24 protein-coding genes are annotated in these 24,029 nt (G+C 68.6%); 10 read left to right on the top strand and 14 right to left on the bottom strand.

What is annotated here, in order from left to right; all coding sequences use genetic code 11:
* The first annotated feature begins 45 nt into the window (after nt 1-45).
* Nucleotides 46-357, top strand: a complete 312-nt coding sequence (locus ACIOVG_RS00005; RefSeq protein WP_400872617.1) for an HNH endonuclease — start codon at nt 46-48, stop codon at nt 355-357.
* A 109-nt stretch (nt 358-466) separates the two neighbouring features.
* On the opposite strand, the gene ACIOVG_RS00010 is transcribed toward ACIOVG_RS00005, so the two are convergent.
* Nucleotides 467-2,398, bottom strand: a complete 1,932-nt coding sequence (locus ACIOVG_RS00010) for a GDSL-type esterase/lipase family protein (RefSeq protein WP_400867801.1) — start codon at nt 2,396-2,398, stop codon at nt 467-469.
* Nucleotides 2,399-2,552: 154 nt separating this feature from the next.
* On the opposite strand from ACIOVG_RS00010, the gene ACIOVG_RS00015 reads away from it, so the two are divergent.
* Nucleotides 2,553-3,137: a DedA family protein gene (locus ACIOVG_RS00015; RefSeq protein WP_400867804.1), complete on the top strand. Its 585-nt coding sequence runs from the start codon at nt 2,553-2,555 to the stop codon at nt 3,135-3,137.
* 38 nt (nt 3,138-3,175) lie between these two features.
* A complete protein-coding gene (locus tag ACIOVG_RS00020; RefSeq protein ID WP_247629872.1) occupies nt 3,176-3,352 on the top strand; it encodes a DUF5302 domain-containing protein in 177 nt (58 codons plus the stop codon).
* Nucleotides 3,353-3,415: 63 nt separating this feature from the next.
* Here the strand turns inward: ACIOVG_RS00020 and ACIOVG_RS00025 are convergent, their stop codons facing one another.
* Nucleotides 3,416-4,855: a cation:dicarboxylate symporter family transporter gene (locus ACIOVG_RS00025; protein WP_400867809.1), complete on the bottom strand. Its 1,440-nt coding sequence runs from the start codon at nt 4,853-4,855 to the stop codon at nt 3,416-3,418.
* A gap of 144 nt (nt 4,856-4,999) precedes the next feature.
* Here ACIOVG_RS00025 and ACIOVG_RS00030 point away from each other — a divergent pair, with 144 nt between their 5' ends.
* Entirely contained in the window at nt 5,000-6,277 is a 1,278-nt protein-coding gene (locus ACIOVG_RS00030) for an ATP-binding protein (RefSeq protein ID WP_400867812.1), read from the top strand.
* Complete coding sequence (locus ACIOVG_RS00035; RefSeq protein ID WP_400867815.1) at nt 6,274-6,948, top strand: response regulator; 675 nt, start codon at nt 6,274-6,276, stop codon at nt 6,946-6,948. Before ACIOVG_RS00030 ends, ACIOVG_RS00035 begins: the two co-directional genes overlap by 4 nt.
* A gap of 30 nt (nt 6,949-6,978) precedes the next feature.
* Here the strand turns inward: ACIOVG_RS00035 and ACIOVG_RS00040 are convergent, their stop codons facing one another.
* The 3 genes from ACIOVG_RS00040 to ACIOVG_RS00050 are packed head-to-tail and all read right to left on the bottom strand — an operon-like array spanning nt 6,979 to nt 10,259.
* Nucleotides 6,979-8,331, bottom strand: coding sequence for an FAD-binding oxidoreductase (locus ACIOVG_RS00040; protein WP_400867818.1), 1,353 nt, complete (start codon nt 8,329-8,331; stop codon nt 6,979-6,981).
* A 55-nt stretch (nt 8,332-8,386) separates the two neighbouring features.
* Nucleotides 8,387-9,031 (bottom strand): FMN reductase, encoded by a 645-nt coding sequence (locus ACIOVG_RS00045; protein WP_400867820.1) that lies wholly within the window; start codon nt 9,029-9,031, stop codon nt 8,387-8,389.
* A gap of 1 nt (nt 9,032) precedes the next feature.
* Nucleotides 9,033-10,259 carry an LLM class flavin-dependent oxidoreductase gene (locus ACIOVG_RS00050; protein WP_400867823.1) on the bottom strand — a complete coding sequence of 409 codons (1,227 nt, stop codon included), beginning with the start codon at nt 10,257-10,259 and terminating at the stop codon, nt 9,033-9,035.
* Between the two features lie 110 nt (nt 10,260-10,369).
* Here ACIOVG_RS00050 and ACIOVG_RS00055 point away from each other — a divergent pair, with 110 nt between their 5' ends.
* Together ACIOVG_RS00055 and ACIOVG_RS00060 are read left to right on the top strand one after the other, a co-directional pair.
* Nucleotides 10,370-11,503, top strand: coding sequence for an acyltransferase family protein (locus ACIOVG_RS00055; RefSeq protein WP_400867826.1), 1,134 nt, complete (start codon nt 10,370-10,372; stop codon nt 11,501-11,503).
* A 39-nt stretch (nt 11,504-11,542) separates the two neighbouring features.
* Complete coding sequence (locus tag ACIOVG_RS00060; protein ID WP_400867829.1) at nt 11,543-12,406, top strand: serine hydrolase domain-containing protein; 864 nt, start codon at nt 11,543-11,545, stop codon at nt 12,404-12,406.
* A 31-nt stretch (nt 12,407-12,437) separates the two neighbouring features.
* Here ACIOVG_RS00060 and efeB read toward each other — a convergent pair whose 3' ends face one another.
* The 3 genes from efeB to efeU are packed head-to-tail and all read right to left on the bottom strand — an operon-like array spanning nt 12,438 to nt 15,951.
* Nucleotides 12,438-13,751 (bottom strand): iron uptake transporter deferrochelatase/peroxidase subunit, encoded by a 1,314-nt coding sequence (gene efeB / locus ACIOVG_RS00065; RefSeq protein WP_400867832.1) that lies wholly within the window; start codon nt 13,749-13,751, stop codon nt 12,438-12,440.
* 26 nt (nt 13,752-13,777) lie between these two features.
* The gene (gene efeO / locus ACIOVG_RS00070) at nt 13,778-15,010 is read right to left on the bottom strand and encodes an iron uptake system protein EfeO (protein WP_400867835.1); all 1,233 of its coding nucleotides are present in this window, start codon (nt 15,008-15,010) and stop codon (nt 13,778-13,780) included.
* Entirely contained in the window at nt 15,007-15,951 is a 945-nt protein-coding gene (efeU, locus tag ACIOVG_RS00075) for an iron uptake transporter permease EfeU (RefSeq protein ID WP_400867838.1), read from the bottom strand. The genes efeO and efeU overlap by 4 nt, the downstream gene beginning before the upstream one ends.
* 172 nt (nt 15,952-16,123) lie before the next feature.
* On the opposite strand from efeU, the gene ACIOVG_RS00080 reads away from it, so the two are divergent.
* Nucleotides 16,124-17,128: an isopenicillin N synthase family dioxygenase gene (locus ACIOVG_RS00080; RefSeq protein ID WP_400867841.1), complete on the top strand. Its 1,005-nt coding sequence runs from the start codon at nt 16,124-16,126 to the stop codon at nt 17,126-17,128.
* An 83-nt stretch (nt 17,129-17,211) separates the two neighbouring features.
* Here ACIOVG_RS00080 and ACIOVG_RS00085 read toward each other — a convergent pair whose 3' ends face one another.
* From ACIOVG_RS00085 to rpsO, 3 genes are all read right to left on the bottom strand, one after another.
* Nucleotides 17,212-17,571 carry a transcriptional regulator gene (locus tag ACIOVG_RS00085; RefSeq protein WP_400867844.1) on the bottom strand — a complete coding sequence of 120 codons (360 nt, stop codon included), beginning with the start codon at nt 17,569-17,571 and terminating at the stop codon, nt 17,212-17,214.
* Complete coding sequence (locus ACIOVG_RS00090; protein ID WP_400867847.1) at nt 17,564-18,451, bottom strand: hypothetical protein; 888 nt, start codon at nt 18,449-18,451, stop codon at nt 17,564-17,566. The genes ACIOVG_RS00085 and ACIOVG_RS00090 overlap by 8 nt, the downstream gene beginning before the upstream one ends.
* 149 nt (nt 18,452-18,600) lie before the next feature.
* Entirely contained in the window at nt 18,601-18,870 is a 270-nt protein-coding gene (gene rpsO / locus ACIOVG_RS00095; RefSeq protein ID WP_046014407.1) for a 30S ribosomal protein S15, read from the bottom strand.
* Nucleotides 18,871-19,062: 192 nt separating this feature from the next.
* On the opposite strand from rpsO, the gene ACIOVG_RS00100 reads away from it, so the two are divergent.
* Entirely contained in the window at nt 19,063-20,355 is a 1,293-nt protein-coding gene (locus tag ACIOVG_RS00100) for an MFS transporter (RefSeq protein ID WP_400867851.1), read from the top strand.
* A gap of 28 nt (nt 20,356-20,383) precedes the next feature.
* On the opposite strand, the gene ACIOVG_RS00105 is transcribed toward ACIOVG_RS00100, so the two are convergent.
* From ACIOVG_RS00105 to ACIOVG_RS00115, 3 genes are all read right to left on the bottom strand, one after another.
* Nucleotides 20,384-20,938, bottom strand: coding sequence for a YceI family protein (locus ACIOVG_RS00105; RefSeq protein ID WP_400867854.1), 555 nt, complete (start codon nt 20,936-20,938; stop codon nt 20,384-20,386).
* Between the two features lie 162 nt (nt 20,939-21,100).
* Complete coding sequence (locus ACIOVG_RS00110) at nt 21,101-21,469, bottom strand: FKBP-type peptidyl-prolyl cis-trans isomerase (RefSeq protein ID WP_400867857.1); 369 nt, start codon at nt 21,467-21,469, stop codon at nt 21,101-21,103.
* A gap of 261 nt (nt 21,470-21,730) precedes the next feature.
* Entirely contained in the window at nt 21,731-23,023 is a 1,293-nt protein-coding gene (locus ACIOVG_RS00115; protein ID WP_400867860.1) for a PrsW family intramembrane metalloprotease, read from the bottom strand.
* Between the two features lie 89 nt (nt 23,024-23,112).
* Here ACIOVG_RS00115 and ACIOVG_RS00120 point away from each other — a divergent pair, with 89 nt between their 5' ends.
* Nucleotides 23,113-23,982, top strand: coding sequence for a fumarylacetoacetate hydrolase family protein (locus ACIOVG_RS00120; RefSeq protein WP_400867863.1), 870 nt, complete (start codon nt 23,113-23,115; stop codon nt 23,980-23,982).
* The last annotated feature ends 47 nt before the right edge of the window (nt 23,983-24,029 follow it).

A 24,029-nucleotide genomic window follows, 5' to 3' on the forward strand; every position in this document is an offset into this window, starting at 1 on the left:
ACCCACCAGAGACGCGCGATCACCCTCCGCGACAAAGAGTGCCTCATCCCCGGATGCCACGTACCCGGCTCGTGGTGCGAGATCCACCACGTGCAGGAACACTCCCGCGGCGGACCGACCCACACCGACAACGGTGTGACGTTGTGCTGGCATCACCACCGCACCCTGGACTCGTCGGGGTGGGAGATCCGTATGGACAACGGTCTCCCCATCGTCCGCGGACCCGCCTGGTGGGACCCCGCCCGACGATGGCGGCGACCACGACCCCCGCTCGCGAGGCATCGACGGTCCCGCAGCAAACCTCTCAGCGCCGGCACCTTTCACGACCGGACTTCGGCGATGAGCGTCGGCGGGTGAGGGCCACTCGATCCCCCCGCCCTGCGGTTGGAGGCAGCGGCTCGACAACTCCGCCACGTGAACCACAGGCGCGGCCCGCTGCAGTCTGCCCGCGAAGCGAGAGCGCCGCTCAGCGCACAGAGACGTCCCGCGCCGCCGACGATCTCCCCAGGTACACGTAGTCGTCATGTTTGGCGCTACGACCGTCACCCGCGGCACGACCGTGCATCCGCCGCCACACCCAGGGCAGTGCGTGGCGTCGCCACCAGACGCCGGTACCGATGGGCTCGTGCTCATGCAGTGCGGCGTCGAGCAGCCCCAGCGCGTCGGCATGCGGCACGGCGAGCACCTCGCCGACGCGGTACGCCAGAAAGCGATGTCCTCGGCTGCTGAGGTGTACGAGGTCCTCACCCCAGTGCGGGCGGTCCCCCAGCGTGGGGTGCAGATCCGTGTCGATCAGGATCGCTCCGGTTCGCGCAGCGATCCCCGCGAGCGCGGTCGCGAAGGCGGCGAAACGCGCGGTGTAGATCGCTGCGGCGCGACGACCGGGAAGGAACGGCGTCACCAGCACCACATCCGCGCCGATCCCGCGCAGCTGCAAGACGGCGCCCTCGAGAGATGCGGCGAGCGCAGGGATGTCGACCCGGCTCTTCACGAGATCATTCGCACCGATCAGGATCGACACCAGGTCCGGCCTGAGCTCGAGTGCTCTCTGCAGCTGGGACCCGCAGACATCGCTGACTCGCTTCGAGCGGATCGCGAGGTTGGCGTAGTGCAGACCTCCCCGCGAGGCGAGGAGCAGGGCGAGACGATCCGCCCACCCACGCAAGGCTCCGTCGGGGGCAGGATCGCAGAGCCCCTCGGTCAGCGAGTCGCCCAGCGCCACATAGCGTCGCCACCGTGTCGACGCGACCGGCCGCGATCGTTCAGGCCGCACCACGCGGCGAGCGCGCACGGCCGTGTCCACCCGCTTCAACGCCCGGGCCTCCTCATAGTGGCCGAGAAGCTGTTCGCAGACGCTGGACCATGACCTGCCCTGCACCGCGGTGAATCCCGCCTCTCCGAAGGCGCGTCGCTTGCGTGCATCACCGGTGAGGTCGGCAACCCGCATCCGCAGGTCGTCCAGGTCGCCCGGTCGATACAGCCATCCGTCCACGCCCATCCGCACGAGATCCAGCGGACCTCCTCGCCCGGTCGCGACCACGGGAATCCCGCTCGCGTGCGCCTCCTGCAGGGTCTGCCCGAACGTCTCACTCTCCCCCGGATGCACGAACACGTCGAAGGAGGCAATGGCCGCGGCGAGCGCGTCGCCGTCCAGGTGTCCCAGGAAGAGCGCATCCGGCATCAGGGACTCCAGGCGCGCACGGCTCGGACCGTCCCCGACGATCACCACCCGCGCCCCGGGCACCGACTGCAGCACCGCAAGATCCTCCACCTGCTTCTCCGGGGCGAGGCGTCCGACGTAGCCGATCACGGCTTCTCCCCCCGCTCCCCACCGGGCACGCAACGCGAGATCACGGCGCATCGGGTGGAAGCGCTCCGCGTCGACTCCTCTCCCCCAGCGGCGCAGCCGATCCACTCCGAGCTGCTCGAGCTGGCTCTGCGCGTCGGACGATGGGGCGAGGGTGAGCGTGGCCCTGCGGTGCAGCCGGGCGATATGCGTCTGCGCGAACCCGGTCGTCGCGGCGATCCCGTAGCGCTCCGTGTAAGCCGCGACGTCCGTCTGATAGGCGGCGACTGCGGCGGTCCCGAGGCGCTCCGCGGCGAGAACTCCGCGCCACCCGAGCGCGAACGGCGACGCCAGGTGCACCACATCCGGCTGGAAGCGCCGCAACGACGAGGCCACCCGGTGCGCGGATGACGTGCCGACTCTGACGTTACGGTATCCCGGCAGCGCGAGACTCGGGATGGACTCGATCATGGCGCCGCTCACCGACGACGGGATCCCCGCGGCAGCAGGAGCGATCACATGGGCCTCGTGCCCGGAGTTCTCGAGGTGACGCAGGATCTGCAGCACCGACCCGGTGACGCCGTTCATATGGGGAAGGAAGGACTCTGTCACGATCGCGACTCTCACACCCCCAGGATGACGGCCGCATCCGCGTCCCCGGTGCGGATCAGGCCTCCATCATCAGATGTTCACCGGATGCTGGAGCGCCGGTCACCGGCTATGCGCCCTTTGGTTCCTGTTCACCCGCGGAAGGCACCGTGTGGGTGTGCCTGCCGACCTGCTCACCGCGTCATTGACCGGCCCCTGGAGTCTCGCCCTCATGAGCGTGCTGGTTCTCGGCGACGCGTTCTTCGTGGTCATCCCCGGGGAGATCGCCGTCACCGCGCTCGGAGCCCTCGCCGCGTCCACCGGGTCCCCACCGCTCTGGGCCGTCATCTGCTGCGCCGCGGTGGCTGCCATTGTGGGCGACGTCTGCTGCTATCTGATCGGTCGGCAGGTCGGACTGCAGCGCTGGCGCTGGATGCGTGCGCCCCGCATCCAGCAGGCCCTCGGATGGGCGCGGCGCCGACTGGACGCCGGAACGGCGACGGTGCTGTTCACGGCGCGGTTCATCCCCTTCGCGCGACTCGCGATCAATCTCGTCGCCGGTGCATCGCGCATCCATCCTCCGCGCTACCTGACCTTGGTCACGCTCGCAGCGATCGGCTGGGCGGCCTACCAGGCGGCCGTGGGCGCGGCAGTCGCCGCGGTCCTTCCCGGCGGACCGCTCGTCGCAGTCCCGGTGTCGATCACCGTGGCCGTCGGTATCGGCCTGCTGATCGATGTCGTCACCCGCCGAGTCCGCAACTGAGTGCCCCGTCCCCACACCTGTGCCTTAGGCTGGCGAACATGAGCACCGAAGAAGGCGCCACCTCCGCTGAGGAGATGAAGCGCAAGTTCAAGGAAGCGCTCGAGAAGAAGAACGCGCACCACCGGCAGGGCGAGGCACACCTCGACGGCGATTCCGCCGTGCACGGCGCGCCCGCCCCGCAGACGCGGCGCGAGTTCCGACGCAAGAGCGGTTGACCACACGGATGCGGGAGCCGACGATCGTCGACTCCCGCATCCCTCACTCCCCTCGGGGAGCGGTCATCTCGCGGCAGCCCGGAGCCGGGCGCGCTCCTCCTTCGCGGCCATCTCATCAAGCGCCGATTCCTTGAGCCCCTGGACGTCGACGGCCTCCCGCTCCTCAGCCATCCCGTGCTCGTCGACGCCGTCGAGCTGCGATTCCTCGAAGGGGATCGCTCCGCTCAGCACCTGCTGCACCCGGTCCCGATCGATCTGACGAGTCCACGTGCCGATCAGCAGCGTGGCGACGGCGTTGCCGGTGAAGTTGGTGAGCGCGCGTCCCTCCGACATGAACCGGTCGATGCCCACGATCACGCCGACGCCGTCGACGAGGTCGGGACGGTAGGCCTGGAGTCCTCCCGCGAGCGTGGCGAGCCCGGCACCGGTGACGCCGGCGGCTCCCTTGCTGGCGATGATCATGAACACCAGCAGACCGATCTGCTCGCCGATCGACATCGGCTGTCCCATCCCGGTCGCGATGAACAGCGACGCCATGGTCAGGTAGATCGCGGTGCCATCGAGGTTGAACGAGTACCCCGTCGGCACGGTGATGCCGACGACCGGCTTCGAGACGCCGATGTGCTCCATCTTCGCGATGAGGCGCGGCAGCGCGGATTCCGACGACGAGGTACCGACGATGAGCAGGTACTCCCGAGCCAGGTACTTCACCAGACTGAAGATGTTGACCCGGGTGACGGCGTAGAGCAGCGTCCCGAGCACCACCACGATGAAGAGGATGCAGGTGATGTAGAACGCGATCATGAGCACGCCGAGACTCCAGATCGCGGCGATTCCCGTCTTGCCCACCACCGCGGCGATCGCACCGAAGGCGCCGAGCGGGGCGAGCCACAGGATCATGCCGAGGATGCGGAACACCAGCTTCTGGAGGTTCTTGACCGCATCCATGATCGGGGCGCCCTTCTCGCCGAGCCCCTGGAGGGCGAAGCCGACGAGCAGCGCGATGAACAGCACCTGCAGGACGCTCTCCCCCGTGAAGGCCGAGAAGAAGGTCGTCGGGATGATGCCGAGGATGAACTCGGTCGTGGTCTTCGCCTCGGTCTCGGTCGCGTCGTAGCTCGAGTTGACCATGTCGAGACCGGCACCCGGGTGGATGATGTTGCCGACGACCAGGCCGATCGCGAGCGCGAACGTGGACATGACCATGAAGTAGAGCAGTGCCAGCCCGCCGATCTTGCCGACGGTCGCCGCCTTCGCGATCGACCCGACACCGACGACGATCGTGCAGAAGATGATCGGGGCGATCATCATCTTGATCAGAGACACGAACCCCTTGCCGATCGGTTCGAGACTCTGCCCGACCTCCGGCCAGATCAGGCCGACGGCCGCCCCCAGCACGACGGCGATGATCACCGACACATACAGCCAGGTGTGCCGGTCCCAGGCCTGCTTGCCGCGCCGCCAGTGGAATCCGGGAAGTGAGAACCCTGTCGTGATGGCCATGTTTCCTCCTTGATCATGAACGTCTTCGTCTCATGCCCGGTTGCCACGTCGCCGCCGGTGCACCCACGGTCGCGGACTTCCCCGTCTGGCACCATTTGTGGTCGTATTGGTCACGACCGAGATCGACGACGAGCGGAGGATGCGTTGGCTCATACGGCTCGCAGCGCCGCATCACGGGTGTTCCTGGTCCTGCTGGCGGCCGCCCTGATCATCGGCGTGCTCGTCGCGGTGTTCTTGGTCGTCGATGCGCAGCGCGCCATCCGCGCGGAGGCCGAACGGGTGACGTCCGCCACGGCCATCGCCCTGGCGAACTCCCCCGTCGTCGCCTCCGAACTCGCTGCGAGCGACCAGGCGCGCGCGACCAGGGTGCTGGAGCCGTACGCCATGTCGATCGTGGAGGACGCCGACCTCGACTTCATCACCGTGATGACGGCCGACGGGGTGCGCATCACCCACCCCGATGTCGACCAGATCGGCCGACCCTACCTGGGCACCATCCCGGAGGACCCGCGCCCCCTCACCGAGGTCTTCACCGGGACGCTGGGACCTTCGGTGCGCACGATCGAGCCCGTGACCGGCGACGACGGAGAGCTGCTCGGGTGGGTGGCGGCCGGCGTCACGATCGAGTCGATCTCCGAGACGGTGATCCGGCGCATCCCGCTCTCGCTCGCGATCACCTTTGGCCTGGTCATCTTCGGCGCACTGGGCGCGTGGATCGCCCGCCGGATCACCCGACGAATCGCCGGAGACCTGCCACCGGGACAGGTGCGCGACGCCGTCTCGTCCTACGAGTCCATCCGCACGCTCGGCGACGCGCTGCGCGCACAGACGCACGAGCACGGAAACCGCATGCACACGGCCGTCGCCCTGCTCGAGCTCGGTCGCAGCGCGGAGGCCATCGAGATCCTGACCGAGACGTCACGTCAGAGCCAGTCGCTCGTGGATCAGGTGACCGCCAGGCGACACGGTGACCCTGCCGTCGGGGCGCTCCTGCTCGGCAAGGCCTCGCAGGCGAAGGAACGCGGGATCGACTGGCGCGTGCGCATCGAACCCGACACGCCCCGGTCGCCGCTCTCCGCCGTGGACAGCGTGTCCGTGCTCGGCAACCTGATCGACAATGCGCTGGACGCCGCCGCCGAGTCCGAGGACCGCTGGGTCAGCGTGGTGTTGAGCCCCTCGGCGGACGGCGGGATCATGCTCGACGTGTCCGACAGCGGCCCGGGAGTGCCGGACGAGCTGGCAGAGCGGATCTTCTCCTCCGGCTTCTCCACGAAACCTGCCGGCGCCGAGGGGCGCGGCGTCGGTCTCGCTCTCGTCAGGGCCGTGGTCGACGACGTCGGCGGAACAGTCACGCTCTCCGCGCACCCGACGACGTTCCGGGTGGTGCTTCCCCGCGCCGATACTCCGCGGAGGCCACGATGATCCGCACGCTTCTCGTCGACGATGACGCCCTGACCCTCGAACTGCACCGCAACTACGTGGCCCGGCTGGACGGCTTCGTCGTCGCCGGCGAGTGCGCGGGCGCGCGCGCCGCCGTGACTGCGGTGCTGGACAGACCGGGCCCGGATGCCTTCGACCTGGTGCTGCTCGACGTCACGATGCCCGATGGGTCCGGCCTCGACGTGCTGCGCACCCTCAGGGCGCGCGCGGCTGCGGTGGATGTGATCGCGATCACCGGGGTACGCGACGCGGACACCGTGCGGCAGATGGCGGCGCTCGGCGTCTTCCAGTACCTGGTGAAGCCCTTCCCCTTCGCGGTGTTCGAGGAACGGATGGCGCAGTACCGCGACCACCGAACTCAGGCCACCGCGACAGCAGGTCAAGCCACGCAGGCGGAGATCGATGCGCTGCTGGGACGCGCAACCGGATCGATCACTCTGCCGAAGGGGCTCTCCTCCGCGTCGCTGGAACGCGTCACCGCCGAGGTCCGCGCCGCAGGACCGTTGTCGGCGACCGAAGCAGCGGAACATCTCGGCATGTCGCGAGTCGCGGTGCGGCGCTATTTGGAGCATCTCGCGGCGGAGGGCCTGGTGGCGCGTGGCGCACGTTACGGCGCCCGTGGCCGGCCGGAGACCGAGTACCGCTGGAAGTAGCCGCACCGCCTCGCACCGACCGCGTGCCTGTCAGCGCGGCAACCGTCCCTCGTGAAGGAGCGCAGAAGGGTCGAACCTGCCGCGTAGCTCTCGCAGACGCGCGACCTCGCTCGCCGGGGCGGCCTGGTCGAGCATCCTCCCCGGACTGAGGAAGGTCGGTACCGTGCGCTCGGCCGTGCTCGGAGCGAGGAGCTCCCGGAAACCGGACAGGCTGGCATCCCCTGGTTCACTCGGCGTACCGGGAAACAGCGGGGCGAGTGCATAGACGATCCACCCCACTCCCTGCAACGAGGCGAAGCCCGGCCGCCGAGGCGCGTCGAGTGCGCCGCCGAGCATGCGGACGTCGATGGCGATGATCGATGCCTGCTCGGGTCGATCCCGATAGCGGGTCAGGTCGTCGATCACGGCGTCATCGAGCGTGCGCAGGGCCACGGATGCTCCGCGGCTGGGCGTCGGATCGGTCGGCTCGTTCGACTGCGCGCTCAGGAGGGCCGGCAAGGTCGGCCCGGACTGGTCTCGGCGCACGGTGCCGGCCGACCGGATCGCAGAGAGGAATGTGTCTGCGCTGCCCTCCGTCGACAGAGCCTGCACCATCACGAAGTTCTGTCCGCGGATCTCCGGCGGCAGCGGAGGCGCGTCGGGCATGCGCATCGAGTTCGTGAAGACGTTCAGCGTCGAGGGTGCGTCGGCCGAGAGATCGCGCACCGCACGAAGCACCCCGGGCGCATCTGCCGCATCGAACACCAGCGTCGCACCCCACAGTGACGGTGCGGGGACCAGGTCGATCTCGATCGCGGTGACGATGCCGACGACGCCCCCGGCACCGCGCAGCGCCCACATCAGGTCGGGATCGGTCTCGTCATCGACGCGCTCGTGCGTGCCGTCGGTGCGCAACACCCACGCCGCGCGCAGGTTGTCGGATCCGAGTCCCGCGGTGCGGCTGAACCAGGAATGCCCGCCGCCGAGCGTGTAGCCCGTCGCGGAGACCACGGGACTCGTGCCGGCGGGCGCCACCCATCCCGTGCCCTCGAGAGCGTCGACCACCCGGCCCCAGCGCACACCGGCGCCGATGACAGCCGTTCCCCGCGTGAGGTCGATGTCGAGCGCGTCGAAGCCCGACATGCGCACCAGCAGCGCGTCGGCGAGGTCGCCCGAGGCCCCGTGACCGCCCGGTTGCACAGCGATCTGCACACCGAGGTCGGCCGCAGCCCCCAGGAGCGTGCGCAGATCCGACACGTCGGCGGGAGTCGCCACGACCGCGGGATGCTGCGCGATGGCGAGATTCCAGGGGCGGCGGCCCTCGTCGAACCCCTCATCGGAGGGGAGGATCAGGGATCCTGTCAGCGCGCCGCGGACGTCGTCGAATGCAGTGAAACGGGACATGACGCCACCATACGATGCCCCTCGGACATCGTCGACGGCGTCATGCCCCGCACGATCACTCGCCCGCGAGACCGCCGAGCATGTGGCCGAAGGAGCGCCCTTCACCGAGGTAGGTCGCCGGGTCGTAGGGGTCGACCACGGCCGCGGTCTCTCGCCGTGCGATCGCCTCGGCGAGCTCGCGTGCGCCCTTCTCGACACGCTTCGCGAGCGGCGCCACATCATCCCCTGCCCCGCCCCAGTCGCTCGACGCGGCGAAGACGCCCGTCGACACGGCCTCGGCGTGCAGGTAGGCGAACAGCGGACGGATCGCGTAGTCGATCGCGAGCGAGTGCCGTGCCGTTCCGGCGTTGGCTCCGATGAGCACGGGCTTCCCGGTGAGCGCATCGGGGTCGAGCACGTCGATGAACGACTTGAACAACCCGTTGTAGCTCGTGGAGAAGATCGGCGTGACGGCGATCAGCGCATCCGCGGAGACCACTGTGTTGATCGCGGTCTCCAGCGCGGGCGGCGCGAATCCGGTGAGCAGGTTGTTCGTGATGTCGTGCGCGTAGTCGCGCAGCTCGATCACGTCGACGCTGGCCTCGATGTCGTGCCCGGCGAGCGCCTTCACGGTCTCAGCCGCGAGGCGGTCGGCGAGCATCCGCGTCGATGACGGGTTGGAGAGCCCAGCGGAGACCACCGCGATACGACGGGTGGCCATCTCAGGCCTGCTTCCGGCTGAGACCGAACGCGGCTCCGGCCGGTGCCGGCGAGTCCTGGTACGGCGAGTCGCCGGTCAGGTTGTCACCACGGTTGGCGCCGGGCCGGGCCTGACGGGTGGGGCCGTCGCCGAACTCCGCCTTCACGCGCGCGGCGTGGGTCGGGGCGTCCGGAACCGAGGCAGGACGATCCTTCGCCAGCTCCTTGCGCAGCACCGGCACGACCTCGGATCCGAGGATGTCGAGCTGCTCCAGCACGGTCTTCAGGGGAAGGCCGGCGTGGTCGATCAGGAAGAGCTGACGCTGGTAGTCGCCGTAGTGCTCGCGCATCGCGGCGTAGCGGTCGATCACCTGCTGAGGGGAGCCCACGGTGAGCGGGGTCATCTCGGTGAAGTCCTCCATGCTCGGGCCGTGGCCGTAGACCGGGGCGTTGTCGAAGTACGGCCGGAACTGGTTCACGGCGTCCTGCGACTTCGCTGCCATGAACACCTGACCGCCGAGCCCGACGATCGCCTGCTCCGGCGTGCCGTGACCGTAGTGCGCGTAGCGCTGACGGTACAGCTCGATCAGACGCTGGTAGTGCTCCTTGGGCCAGAAGATGTTGTTCGCGAAGAAGCCGTCGCCGTAGTACGCGGCCTGCTCGGCGATCTCCGGCGTGCGGATGGAGCCGTGCCACACGAACGGCGCGACGCCGTCGAGCGGACGGGGTGTCGAGGTGAACCCCTGCAGCGGGGTGCGGAACTTGCCCTCCCAATCGACCACGTCCTCCCGCCACAGCTTGTGCAGCAGGGCGTAGTTCTCGATCGCGAGCGGAAGTCCCTGGCGGATGTCCTGTCCGAACCAGGGGTAGACCGGTCCGGTGTTGCCGCGACCGAGCATGAGGTCCATGCGACCGTCGGAGACGTGCTGGAGCATCGAGTACTCCTCGGCGATGCGCACCGGGTCGTTCGTCGTGATCAGCGTCGTGGACGTCGACACGATCAGACGCTCGGTCTGCGCGGCGAGGGCGGCGAGGAACGTGGTGGGGCTGGACGACCAGAATGGCGGGTTGTGGTGCTCGCCGATCGCGAACACGTCGAGGCCCACCTCTTCGCTGTGCTTCGCGATGGCCAGGGTGGCCTTGATCCGCTCCTGCTCGCTGGGCGTGACTCCCGTGGTGGGATCGCGGGTGATGTCGCTGACCGACATGATGCCGAACTGCATCGCCTGCGCGCCTGACTGCTCGCTCATGATTGCTCCGTCTTCTCCGAATCGGATGACTCGGCATCCGCTTCTATTCATTTGAATGTATCTGAGTCAACGTGACACGAGCAACTTTATTCCCCGAGTAGCCTCGGAGGATGAACAGCGCAGGTGCCGACATCGCAGGACCCCCGACGGGCGCGGTCGCCAAGCCTCGGCGTCGCGTGCCTTTCTGGGACAACGCGCGCTACATGTGCATCGTGCTCGTGGTGCTCGGCCACGCGATCCAGCGCCTCATCTACGACTCCGACATCGCCTTCGCGTTCTACCTCACGCTGTATGCGTTCCATATGCCGGCGTTCGCGATCATCTCCGGCTACTTCTCCAAGTCCGGCTCCCCCACCAAGACGCAGATGGCCAGGGTGATCACCGACATCCTCGTCCCCTATGTGATCTTCGAACTGCTCTGGACTCTGACGAAATGGCTGGTCGAGGGGCAGGCGAACCCGAACATCACGCAGCCGTCGTGGACGCTGTGGTTCCTGCTCGCGCTCGGGATCTTCCGCCTGGTGCTCCCGTACCTGGCGCTGCTGCGCTGGCCATTGGCATGGACCGTGCTGATCTCCCTCGGAGTCGGGTACCTGCCCAACGTAGACAGCACGTTCTCCCTGTCACGCACGCTCGGCCTCCTGCCCTTCTTCGCACTCGGGTGGTGGCTGCGCGAGCATGACATCGTCAGCCGCTTCCGACTTCTCGACTTCCGCCCGTGGTGGGTGCGCGCCGTCGCCGTCGTGGTGATCGCGGCGACCGGGTGGGCCGCCTGGAACTGGCTGCCCGTCTGGCAGGCCGCCGACCTGCGGCACTGGCTGTTCTACGAGGACTCCTACGCCGATCTGGGCGGAGAGCAGTGGTGGGCCGGTGGTGTCCGTCTCGCGCTGATGGTACTGGCGGTCGTGCTGAGCGCGGCGTTCTTCGCGCTGATCCCCCGAGGGACGCACTGGTGGACGACGTTCGGCCAGTACACGATGTACGTGTTCCTGCTGCACTCCTTCGTGCTCTACCCCTTCCGCGAGACCGGGGTCCTGCGCGACCTGGAGCCGACCTGGCTCTGGCTCCCCCTCGTCACCGTCCTGTCGGTGCTCGTCGCGTTGGCCCTGGCGACGCGACCCATCCGACGCGTGTTCCGGCCGCTCGTCGAACCGCGTCCGACGTGGCTGTTCGCCGACCCTGCCCTCGCCTCACGGGAGGGCAGCCGCAACGACCCCACCGGAGCACGCCGACCGCGGTCGTGATGACGCCTCGGGATCAGCGCCTCCGGGTAGCGTGAGAGGGTGACCCGCGCTGAGACGATCCGTGACCGCATCGTGCAGGAGACGGAGGCCTCCGGTTTCGGGGCGCACGGCCTCCACGTGCTGATCGGTGCGGACACGGCCACGCACCGATGGACCCCCGACATCCGTGCGGACATCCATTCGGTCGCCAAGGGCATCTGCGTGATGGCCGCGGCGATCGCGGCCGAGGAAGAGCTCATCGCCTTCGACGCACCGGTCGCGACATACCTGGACGGCCTCCCGCTCGGTGACGGCGTCGAGCAGGTCACGCTCCGCCACCTCCTCACGATGACGAGCGGCATCGACCTTCCCTGGTCGGAGACGATGATGACCGACTGGCCCGACCTCGCGACCGAGTTCCTCGGGAGACTGACGCCGGGGCGGCGCTTCCAGTATTCGAACGCCAGCACCTACACCGCCATGCGCGTTCTCGAGACCCGGGTCGGCGACGTCGCTGCGTATCTGGAGCCCCGCCTGTTCGCACCGCTCGGGCTGAGGCAGGTCGAGTGGGAGCGGTGCCCGAACGGGCGTATCGTCGCCGGCGGCGGCGTGGCGTTGCGCACCGAGGAGATGGCCAGGCTCGGACGACTGATCCGCGATCGCGGCGTGTGGGAGGGCCGTCAGCTCGTGGCCCCGGAGTGGATCGACGCGATGCACTCCGAGTGGGTGGTCGCCGGTGAGAGTCCTGGGTACGACCGCTACGCGCTCGCGGGCTGGGGTGGCCCCGGCGACGCCTGGCGACTCCACGGCGCCTATGGCCAGCTGCTCATCTTCGCGGCGGACGCGGTGGTGACGATCACGGCCGGGGACCACTTCGGCGCCGACGCGATGGCGGCCTTCGTCGTGGAGACGCTCGCGTCCTGAGCCGGTCGCGCTGCTCCGGGCGTCTGCAGCGCTAGGCGAACAGCTCGGCACCGATGTAGGAACCGGGCTGCGCTCCACGGGGAATCGCCCAGATCCCGGATCCGACGTGGCGGATGTACTCGTTCAGCCTGTCCGTCGACAGACGCCGCTGCAGCGTGATGAAGTGCGCCGGGTCGCGCTGATACGACAGGAAGAAGAGCCCGGCGTCCAGGCGTCCGAGGTCGTTGTTGCCGTCGACGTAGTTGTATCCGCGGCGGAGGATGCGGATGCCGTCGTTCTGCTCCGGATGGGCGAGCCGTACGTGGCTGTTCGCATCGATCGATGTCCCGCTGAAGTTCGGCGCCGTGAACTCGTCGCCTCCGGAGAGCGGAGCACCCTCCCCCTTGTCTCGACCGATGATCGTGTCCTGCTCGGCGAGGCGCACACGATCCCAGGTCTCGATCAGCATCGCGATCTTGCGGGCGACGAGGTACGACCCGCCGGCGAGCCAGCTCGGCTCGTCCTCATCCGCCACCCACACGTGCGCGTCGAGCGCCTTCTGGTCGTCGGCCAGGATGTTCGCGGTGCCGTCCTTGAAGCCGAACAGATTGCGCGGAGTCGCGGCGGTCGCCGTGGTCCGTGAGGTCTTGCCGAAACCGAGCTGCGACCAGCGCAGGCGCGCCCGCCCGAACGCGATGCGGCTGAGATTGCGGATCGCGTGCACCGCGACCTGCGGGTCGTCCGCACAGGCCTGGATGCACAGGTCGCCGTGCGAACCCTGCGGATCGAGGTCGTCGCCGAGGAAAGCGGGAAGTCGCTCGAGACCCTTCGGGCGCAGAGCGGCGATCCCGTACCGGTCGCCGTCCTCGTTCTCGAAGAGTCCGGGGCCGAATCCGAAGGTGAGGGTGAGACCCGCCGCCGGCAACCCCAGCGCTTCCCCGGTGTCCTCCGGCGGCTGCTCGGTCGGGCCGCCGACAGCACCTGTCGCACTGACTTCGAGGCCCTGGGTCATGCGGGACGCCGCGTACGACCAGTCCTGCAGGAGCGAGATCAGGTCGTCGCGGTCGGTGCGCGGCATCATGTCGAATGACGCGAAGTGCAGATGATCCTGCACCGCAGTCGTGATTCCCGCCTGATGGTCGCCGAAGAAGGCGTAAGGGTCCTGCGCGCCCGCCGCGGCCCGCGCCCTCCCGAGCGCCACCCCTCCGGCGAGTCCGGCTCCCGCACCGACGGCGAGACCGGCGACGCCACCGCCGATCGCGAGTCCGAGCAGACCCCGCCTGCTCAGACCGGCCGGAGCGGACGCCGCAGCCGGTTCCGCACTCGACGCGTCTCCGGCTGCGGCATCCGTTCCTGGTTCATTCACGTGGGTGATCGTATCCCGTCAGCTGATCAGTCGAGCACCGTGCCGGTGAGCTGCGACAGCGGCTCGGCCAGGGCGTTGATCAGATCGGTGAACTCGCGCTTGTCCTGGTCGGTGAGCTCGGAGTAGCCCACGAAGCCATCGGCCAGCGAGCCGTGCGCGGCGAGCGAGGTCTCGAGAGCGGCGTAGCCGTCCTCGATCTGGGCGACGAGAGCCTCACCGTCGTCGCCCTGGGCGGATGCGAAGTCCTTCACGAGCGAGAACGCCATCTTCGACCCCTCGACATTCGCCGCGAAGTCGTAGAGGTCGGTGCCGGACCACCAGTCCTCCTCGCCGGAGATCTTTCCGGTCGCGACCTCGTCGAGCAGCGCGATCGCGCCGTTCGAGATCCCGCCGATGCCCTGGTCGTCGAGCGCCGTGGTGAAGTCGTCGGAGTGCACGTAGTCGTACAGCTCCTGCACATCGGCCAGGAGCAGGTCGCCGAAGTCGGCGCGCTCCTGCGGCGTCGAGGGGGCCCAGTCCTGCCGGGCAGGTGTCTCGCCGTCGGCGTTCAGCGCATCCTCCGCCGGCACCCAGAGGTCCTTCTCGATGCGGTGGAATCCGGTCCAATCGAGTCCCTCGGCGACGGCGTCGACCTCGCGGTAGTCGATGCGCGGGTCGAGGTCGCCGAGCGCCTCGGCGACCGGCTCGATGCGCTCGTAGTAGGCGCGGGTCAGCGGGAAGAGCTCGCGGGCGGTGTCATCGTCACCCGACTCGTAGGCGGCGACGAAGTCCTCGACCGCGGGAACGAGCTGGCCGACCTGGTCCTTGACGAACGCGCCGTACAGGTCGACGGCCTGCTGCTTCTGCTCGGCATCCGCACCGTCGACCGTGACGCGGTCACCCGTGACCGTGAACGAAGCCTTGCCGACGCCATCGCCGATCATGCCGGGCTTGCACAGGGTGTAGTACTCGCCCGGCTGCGCGACCACGGTGAGGGTGCGCGATGCCGACGGCGCGATGTTCTCGACCTCGCCGACGATGCGCAGGCCGTCCTCGGCGAGCAGGTAGAACTCGGAGACCTGGTCGGTGTCGTTGGTCACCGCGAACGTCAGGGTTCCACTGGTGGCCGTCGACTCCGAGACGACGCAGTCGCTGTCGGTGGACGAGACGTCGAACGCCGCCGAGGCGTCGGCGTCGCTCTTGGCGACACAACCGCTCAGGACGAGCGCCGCGGCTCCGGTCGCGGCGACCGCGCCGAGGATGCGATGGGAGGTGGTCATGCTGCTCCTTGGTGTGAGAGGGAGGTTGCGCCGGCGTCCGGGTGCGCAGCGGGCTGCGGCCTCGAGGGACGACGCGAACGGAGACCGCGGATGTAGAACGATCCGACGACGGTGAGGTACAGGGTCCAGCCGGCGACCTGCAGCCAGGTCATGGCAGGCATGAAGCCGACGGTCGCCTGCAGGATCGCCGCGAGCGGTCCTCCCGGGGCTATCGCGGTCGACACGTTGAAAGCCCATCCGAACGGGAAGGCACCCCAGCCGATGGCGACACCGCCGGTGACCGGATCGATGGGGGCTGCGGGCGTGAACGGACCAGGAAGCGCGCCGGCCTCCTGCAGGTCCATGACCGCGTAGGCGAGCACTCCGGCGGCGACGATGACCAGGAATCCGCCGGTCCAGGCGAAGAAGCGGCGCAGGTCCAGCGTGACAGCGCCTCGTGAGATCAGCCAGCCGACCACGACAGCCGCGGCGAGGCCGAGAAGAGCCCCGAGGATCGCGGTCGGGGCGTCGCCGAAGGACTGCACCATCGACCACAGCAGGAGTGTGGTCTCGATGCCTTCGCGCGCGACGGACACGAAGCCGATCGCGACGAGCGCCCAGAGTCCCCCCGTTGTGAGGGCCCTGTCCACGCCGCCTTCGAGTGTCGCCTTCATGGTGCGGCCGGCGCGCTGCATCCAGAAGATCATCCAGGTCACCATGCTGACCGCTAGGAGCGAGAGCAGACCGCCGATCAGCTCCTGGGCCGTGAATGTCAGCTCGTAGGCGCCGAAGGTGAGCACGGCGCCGATGCCGAGCGCGAGGATGATCGCGAGCCCCACCCCTGCCCAGAGCTTCGGAAGAGCGTCGGCGCGTCCGAGACGTCGAAGGTAGGCGACGAGGATGCCGACGACGAGCGCGGCTTCGAGGCCCTCGCGGAGGCCGATCAGGAAAGTGGCGAGCACGGAATGAAACTCTCTGCAGAACGATGAGGTAAGGCATCCCTTACCAACGAGACTTTAGCACCGCCACTCCGCCGCCCGGTACACCCGGCATCCGGAACCGGAGCGCCCGCCACGGAAGTAACGCGACGCAACACTCGACCGCGCTCCGAGCAAGCGGATCTACCCTCGGGTCATGGCTGAACTCTCGCTCCCCATCCTCGACCTGTCCCAGCTCGACAACGGCCCCGAGGCGGCCGCGCGATTCCGCGACGACCTGCGCGCCGCGACGCACGACGTCGGGTTCTTCTACCTGACCGGAACCGGCATCTCCCCCGAGCTCGAGGCGCGCCTGCACCAGGCCGCTCTCGATTTCTTCGCGCTGCCGGAGGCGGACAAGCTCGCGATCGAGAACGTCAACAGCCCGCACTTCCGCGGCTACACGCGCGTCGGCGGCGAGCGCACGCAGGGCAAGGTCGATTGGCGCGAACAGATCGACATCGGGCCCGAGCGCGAGCCGATCGTCGGCGGCCCCGCGTTCAACCGCCTGGTCGGCCCGAACCTCTGGCCGGCCGCGCAGCCCGAGCTGCAGGACGTGGTCGCCGAGTGGCACGCCACCCTGTCCGATGTCGCCCGCAAGCTCCTGCGCGCCTGGGCGCAGACACTCGGTGCCGACGAGACGTACTTCGACGAGCACTTCGGGGAACCCTCGACGCTGATCAAGATCGTGCGCTACCCCGGAACGGATGCACCCGAGCCACAGCAGGGCGTCGGCGCGCACAAGGACTCCGGGGTACTCACCCTGCTGTGGGTGGAGCCGGGCAAGGGCGGGCTCCAGGTCGAGCGAGACGGCGCATGGGTGGACGCGCCCCCGGTGCCCGGTGCCTTCGTCGTCAACATCGGCGAGCTGCTCGAGTACGCCACCGGCGGCTACCTCAAAGCGACGAACCACCGTGTCGTATCGCCGAAGGCCCCGGACGAGCGCATCTCCATCCCGTTCTTCTTCAACCCGGCACTCGACAAGCGTCTTCCGCTGATCGAGCTGCCTGCCGAGCTCGCAGCCGAGGCGAAGGGCGTCACGGAGGACCCGAGCAACCCGATCCACGCGCTGTACGGCGAGAACGCGCTGAAGTCGCGCCTGCGCGCACACCCGGACGTCGCGGCGATCCACCACGCGGACCTCGTCGGCGCCTCGGTCTGACACACGCGCAGAGGCGTTCGGCTACCAGTCGAGCGCCTCTCTGCGCGCCCCGTGAAGATCGCCTCCCTGAGCCGAACTGAGGGTCAGGCGCGCGGGTCCGGCCCCCAGGCCAGCTGTCCTCCGCCGAGCTCGACGATCTCCCGCAGCGCCCCGAGGTGGCCGGCGAACGCGCGCTGTCCGGAGTCCGTCGATCGGACCCAGGTGCGCGGCCGACTGCCGACGTAGCCCTTCCTGGTCGACACATAGCCCGCGTCCTGCAGATGCGCGATCGCCTTGCTGAGCACGGAATCGTTCGCCTGGAGAACCCCGGCGAGAGTCGCGAAGTCGAGTTCGACCCCGTCGCCCAGCGAGGCGAGGATCGAGAAGCGGATCGGCGTGGCGAAGTTGTCGTCGAGGCGGGTGCGCGGGTGACCTCTGTCCGCGGCCGCGCGGATGTCAGGCACGCCCGTCCGCCTTCGCGGACAGCGGCGCGAGCGACGCGATCAGGGCCAGGACGACGATGCCCGCTCCGACCAGGACGCCGACGTGAGCATTGGCGACCCCCGTCGACCCGACGACGACGGTGGCACCGAGCGCCGCGATCCCTGCGAACAGCATCAGGAACTGCGGCCACCGCCAGACCTGGCCGAGGTACGCCAGGCCCCAGTCGGTTGCGCTGCCGACGCTGGCGACGATGAGCGCGATGCCAGCGAGCACGGCGAGCACCGACGTGAACAGTGTCTCTCCCATCGCTGCAGTGACGATCATGGTGCCGAGCAGGATCCCGAACGCCAGCGTCGTCCCCCGCGCCGGCCAGACGAACGGTGGGAGCTCTCGTCTGGCTGCCTGTGGTGCACCACGCGACACCCACAGCTGACAGGCGCCGATGCCGAGGAGCACGAGGACCGCGAAACCGGTGGGAGCGAGGATCAGACCCAGCGGGAGGGAGGATCGGATCTCGGACAACAGGCTCAGCAGGTACGTGGCGATGACGCCCGCCCCCGCGAGCACGAGTGCGCCGTAGTAGAACCACCGCCGGCGTGTGAAGCGGCGCTGCCCGCCGAATCGTTCGGTCACGCCCGTCAGTACCTGCCCGGTCATCAGGAACGCCAGGACGAGAAGCATCGCCACCGACGTGTCGCCGGCACGGAACGCGACGATCGTGGAGCCGACCAGTCCCGCCACCAGCACGCCCTGGACGATCGTCAGCCAGCCTTGCGGACGGAGATTCACGTGATCATCGCGGCGCCCGAGAACACGATCGACCTCGTCGAGATAGCGGCGCGCGACCTCGGGCGAAGGCGGGTCGAGTGGCGCGGCGCCCCGCATCGGTTTCTGGTCCATGACGACCTCGCATTCTGTTTCCGAGTGGAAAGCTCACTACTTTCCTAATGGAAACTCACACGTGAATCAACCCCGACGACGACGAAGGCCGCCCCACACCTGGGACGGCCTTCTCAAGAATGTTCTGCGCGATTGTACGCAGGGTCGCTTTATCGGCGAAGCCCGAGACGCTCGATCAGCGAGCGGTAGCGCTCGATGTCGATGTCCTGGAGGTAGCCGAGCAGACGACGGCGCTGACCCACCATGAGGAACAGACCACGACGCGAGTGGTGGTCGTGCTTGTGCTCCTTGAGGTGTTCGGTGAGGTCCTTGATGCGCTGCGTCAGCATTGCGACCTGCACCTCGGGGGATCCGGTGTCACCGGGGTGCGTCGCGTACTCTTCCATGATCGCCTTCTTGGCGTCAGACTCGAGTGGCATAGATGGGATCCCCTTTCAGTTCGTTGCGCGGCGCCCGACGCCTGATACGTGGGCTCTCTTTATCCGCGGCCGATCAAACGGCAACCTGAAGAGTCTACCAGCCCGGGGCGCTCCTCGACGACCGAGTCAGCACAGGCCCGCCGACCTCCTGCTCCGATACGCTCGAGGGGTGCGATACGGCGAGATCACAGGATGAGTGCGCGGCGCGGAGTACTCATCGATCTGAGCCCCCTCACCGAGAATCCGGCGTTCGCGCGCATGTGGATCGGCTCCACGCTCTCGGGCATCGGAGGACAGCTCACACTCGTCACGGTGATGCTGCACGTGTTCGCGCTCACGGGCAGCACCTTCGCCGTCTCGATGATCGCGGTGGCCGGCCTCATCCCGATGATCCTCGCCGGCCTCTACGGCGGCATGCTCGCCGACGCGTTCGACCGTCGCCGGGTGGCACTCATCGCCGCCACCGTGACGTTCGCGTCGACCGCGCTGCTCGCCGCCCTCACCTGGTCGGGCGGGGAGACGATCTGGTGGCTCTACGCGCTCAGCATGATCAACTCGGCCGCCAACTCGGTCGGGATGGCGACCCGTACCGCGATCGTGCCTCGCCTGATCCCGCGCGACAAGCTCGCCGCCGCCTCCGCCCTCAACGGCGTCGCCTTCGGGCTGACCGTCATGGCCGGCCCCGCACTGGCCGGGCTCCTGGTCGCCCTGACCGGCTACGGCTGGACCTACACGATCGACGTCGTCCTCATGCTCTCGATGTTCCTCGGACTGTGGACGCTGCCGTCGCTGCGCCCGGAGGGTGACGTGGTGCGACCGGGACTCGCATCTCTGGTCGACGGCTGGCGCTTCCTGCGCCGAGCCGGCAACATCCGGATGCAGTACATCCTCGACATCATCGCGATGACGTTCGGACAGCCCCTGGTGCTCTTCCCCGCGCTCGGCACCGTCCTCCTCGGGGGTGGAGCACTCACGACGGGACTGCTCACCGCCGCCGTAGCGGTCGGCACGTTCGCCTCGAGCCTGTTCTCCGGCCGCGTGGTGCAGTACCGCTGGCACGGGCGCGGCATCGAGCGCGCGGTCGAAGCCTACGGTGCAGCCATCCTGCTCTTCGGACTCGTCCTGCTGGTCGGCGCCGGGGCAGACCCCGCAACGGAGACGAGTCCGCACATCGCGCTGATCGTGCTCGCCTGCATCGCTCTCGCGTTCTCCGGCGCCGCGGACAACGTCAGCTCGATCTACCGGAACACGATGATGCAGGCCGCGGTCCCCGATGCGATGCGCGGCCGCCTGCAGGGCGTGTTCATCGTCGTGGTCGCGGGCGGTCCGCGCGTCGGCGCGCTCTACGCCGGCACGCTCGCGACGTTCACGGCACTCTGGTTCCCTCCGCTGCTGGGCGGATTCCTCGTGATCGCGCTCGTGGCCGTCCTCGCTCGTCGCAGCTCGGGATTCCGCGGCTACGACGCAGAGAACCCCGAGCCCTGAGGGCCCGGGGTTCTCCGTCGCACTGTGGTCAGTCCTGCTGCAGAGAGCCCTGCAGGTCGAGGCTGATCGTGACGTCCTTGCCGACGAGCACGCCACCGGTCTCGAGTGCGGCGTTCCAGGTCAGACCGAAGTCCTCGCGGTTGATGACGGTCTTCGCCGAGGCGCCGGCCTTGTAGTTGCCCCACGGGTCGCTGCCGAAGCCGCCGAAGTCGAGCTCGAAGCTCACGGGCTTGGTGATGCCGCGGATCGTGAGGTCACCGTCGACGAACAGGTCGCCGTCCTCGACGCGCGCGCCGGTCGAGACGAACTCCATGGTCGGGAAGTTCTCGGTGTCGAAGAAGTCGCCGGAACGCAGGTGCGTGTCGCGTCCCTCGTCCTTGGTGTCGATCGAGGTCACGTCGACGCTCGCCTCGACCTTGGCCTCCAGCGGGTTCTCGGGGGCGATCAGAGTCGCGCTCTTGACTCCGAAGGTGCCGCGCACCTTGGAGATCATCATGTGGCGGACGCTGAAGGTGACCTCGCTGTGCGAGGGGTCGAGCACCCAGGTGCCGGGGCGGTAGCCGGGAACGTCGATCGTGGTCATGGGATCTCCTTACGGGACAAGGGCCGCAGCTGCGGCATACGAGTACTCAACTCGCATTCAGAAGAATACATTCCCTCGAATAGGAATCTCCTGGAGAAATGTTTCGGGGAGACGCAGAACGCGCCCTTCCCCGCAGGGAAGGGCGCGTCACGCGGAGGTCGGTCAGCCGACGGCGACGAGGTCGATGATGAAGATCAGCGACTTGCCGGACAGGAAGTGTCCGCCGCCCGCAGGGCCGTACGCCAGGTGCGGCGGGATCACGAGTTCGCGACGACCGCCGACCTTCATGCCGGGGATGCCGTCCTGCCAGCCCTGGATCAGGCCGCGCAGCGGGAACTGGATGGTCTCACCGCGGCCCCAGGAAGAGTCGAACTCTTCGCCGGACTCGAACTCGACACCGGCGTAGTGCACGGTGACGGTGTCGCCGGGCTTGGCCTCGGTGCCGTCACCTTCGATGAGGTCGCGGACCACGAGCTCCGAGGGAGCGGGACCGGTGGGGGCGTCGAACTCAGGCTTTGTGCGATCAGTCATGACTCCATCCAACCGGAGCCCCGCCGACCGGTCAACGCGTGCGCACCTGCTCACAGCGAACAGTCCGCAGCCCCGCGCGCCTCACTGGTGATCGTCGTCGCGGCGGCCTCGACGACATCGGCAAGTGACTCTTGACACCCGCGACGACCGGGTGCACCCTGTTTACAGATCAACTCAGCGCCCGGTAGACATGCAGGCATCGCCGCAGCATCGGGCGCTGAGTCTTGTCCTGGCCGATGTCCTCCCGGCTCGGAGATGCTGTCAGTACGCGAGCAGCGCCGCCCTCGTCGCGCGGGTGCGGATCAGCAGCGCACGCTCGTCTTCCGCGGCCAGAGGATCGCGGCCCGTGATCGCGCGCTGGCGCACCGATGCCAGAGCCGTCGCGTCCTTGATGAACTCGCGCATGAGGGGACGACGGTCTCCGCGAAGCTGCGCGGCCCACGCCAGCCCGACCTTGCGGCCCGCCGGAGTCGCCAGCATCGTGACCTCCTCCGGCGTGAACCAGCCGGCGGCGGCGTACTCGCCGAGCCGGGCCCGTGTCAGGCGCGCCTCCTCCCGGCGCAGGGCGACGATGCCGAGGATGAAGCCGACGAACAGCGGAACCTGCAAGGTGAAGTACAGGGCGAAGAAGTCGGCGAACGTCGCGGAGCCGTTCCACAGTCCGTGCAGCAGGATCGCGCCGATCAGTCCCAGCAGGCCGGTGCCGAGCGCCGCCCCCGCCGATGCGTGGCGGCGAGCGGCGAGACCGATCGCGAAGCCGGTGAGCGCTGTGAACATCGCGTGGGCGAACGGAGAGAGCAGGGCGCGCACGACGAAGGTGACGGTCAGCTGCTCCCCACCGCCTTCGATCAGGCTGATCGCGAAGTACTGGATGTTCTCGGTGAACGCGAACCCCGCGCCGACGAGCGCGCCGTAGACCACTCCGTCGACCGGTCCGTCGAACGCGCGGCGCGCGACCAGGAAGATGAGGAAGACGCCGAACCCCTTCCAGAACTCCTCCACGATCGGTGCCTGGAACACGGCCGAGAGATCCTCGTCGCGCGGGCCGACCAGCAGAGTGAGGCCGACGTCGACCAGCAGTGTCAGACCGACTGCCGCGATCGCGCCCCACGCGATCGCGAAGAACACGAGCCGTTTCGGCTCCGGCTCCCACCGGTCGATCATCCGCACACCCAGGAACACGATCGTGAGCGGAATGAGCGCGAGCACCAGTCCGATCACCGAGGCCATGGGGCCGAGCGCCCACGCGAAGTAGCCGATCAGGGCGATCAGCAGGAAGCCGAGCAGGCCGAACAGCCAGATCGAGACCGTGCGGCCCTTCTTGGTCGGCACCGGCAGCGCCGGCAGGGACTCGGCGGGCGACGGTGCCACCGGCGCGGGCGGCGTGTAGCTCGTCGGCTGAGCGAGAGCGGACGCGTACGTCGGCTGCTGCGCGAACTGAGGTGGCGTGTAGGGCGACTGGGAGTACTGCTGCGGCGTGTAGGGCGTCGGCTCTGCGGGCGGCGGCGTGTACGGCGACGGCTGCTGCGGTTGAGGCGGTCCTCCGAAAGTCATAGCCAAAGCATATGGGCCACAAGCGATCGCGCCGCGATCTGGCGGACACCTCCAGGCTGATCGTGGCCCCCACCCGGTAGCGTAGAGACATGCGGTTCGCTCATCTGCGCCGTGCCGATTCCCCTCGCGCGATTCTCGCCGTGGTGGAAGACGCCGACGCCATCCTCGTCTCTGACCTCCTGGCCGATGCTCCTGCGACCCTGCAGCAGCTCATCGAAGGAGGAGACGAGCTTCTCGTCGCTCTCCGTGCGGCACTCGCGGACGGGTCCGCCCCGCGGCACCCCCTGGACGGGTGGACCTTCGACTCCGCCGTCCTCGCGCCCCCGGCCGTGCTCGCCGTCGGCCTCAACTACGCCGCCCATTCCAGCGAGCTCGGTCTGAAGACCGATACGGCTCCGACGGTGTTCACACTGTGGCCGAACTCGCTCACCGGGCACGAGCACACGACCTCGTGGCCGCGTACCCTCAGCGAGGCCGTGGACTACGAAGCCGAGCTCGGCGTGCTCATCGGCACCCCTGCCAAGGACGTGACGCACGACGACGCGCTGTCCCATGTCTGGGGGTACACCGTCGTCAACGACATCACGGCCCGCAACGTCCAGTTCTCCGAGGCCCAGTGGTCGCGCTGCAAGTCCTTCGACGGCTTCACCCCCACCGGCCCGTTCGTCGTCACGGCCGATGAGATCCCCGATCCGCAGAACCTGCACATCTGGACCGTCGTCGATGGCCACACCGTGCAGGATGCGTCGACCGACCAGATGGTGCGTTCGGTCGCCACACTGATCGCGCACCTGTCGCAGTCGCTGACGCTGCTCCCGGGAACGCTCATCTCCACCGGCAGCCCCGGCGGGGCCGGCTACTCGCGCGACCCGCAGATCTTCCTCCGCGACCGGTCGACGGTCACGGTCGGCATCGACGGCATCGGCGCGCTCACCACGCACTGCCGCATCCTGGACTGATCGGCTCCACGACATGAAGAAGGCCCCGGTGCGATCGCGCCGGGGCC

Origin of the sequence: Microbacterium sp. NPDC087591 (assembly GCF_044743625.1) — a bacterium.
GTDB lineage: Bacteria > Actinomycetota > Actinomycetes > Actinomycetales > Microbacteriaceae > Microbacterium.